The sequence below is a fragment of the Cupriavidus sp. GW823-FHT06D04 genome (assembly GCF_058795055.1).
Map to the genome: position 1 here is coordinate 1 of NZ_JBXAHL010000122.1, position 686 is coordinate 686.

The 686-nt window shown below is 57.3% G+C and carries 1 protein-coding gene; it reads left to right on the top strand.

The window, feature by feature from the left end:
* Positions 1-24: 24 nt before the first annotated feature.
* A partial coding sequence (locus tag AC1Q7H_RS39860) for a sensor histidine kinase (protein WP_492382519.1) occupies positions 25-686 on the top strand: 662 nt, incomplete at its 3' end.

The window sequence follows — 686 nt, forward strand, 5'->3', positions numbered from 1 at the left end:
TTCTACATTACAACGGAGGGCAGGATGACGGCGCACAAGTTCCATTGTTCCGAGGGAGTCGGGCTTGATATCCCGCTCGTCCATGTGAACCGCTTGGCGACCCTCGGGGTACTGGCGGCATCGATCGCGCATGAGATTCGCCAGCCTTTGACGGCCATCCGATTGGAGGCCGGCGCGATCCAGCGTTGGATCAACAGAAATGAGCCAAATGTCGCAGAGATATCCGAGGGGCTTTGCCGAATAAAGGATCAGTCCGAGCGGGCTGAGCAGGTGGTCCGTTCGCTATGGTCGTTGATGCGACCGGCACCTACAGCTCGGCAACGCTTCCAACTAAGTAAGGCGATTGAGGAACTACTCCCATTGGTGGAGGCCGATATCAAGCAGGCCGAAGCGGTGCTCAGACTCGACCTGGATTCCGCCTTGCCAGATTTGCACGGGGATTGCGTGCAAATCCAGCAACTAGTGCTCAACCTGTTGTTGAACGCAGTCGACGCGCTGAAACGGCGGCGGTGCGAGTCCCCGACCATATTGGTACGGACTCGCAACCGCGGGGATAGTACGATAACGCTCGAGGTGGAGGATAACGGTGCAGGAATTCCGCCCGAACAGCTTTCGAGGATATTCGAGCCGTTCTTCAGTACAAAATCTGACGGGATGGGCCTGGGGTTGGCCATATGCCGTTCCAT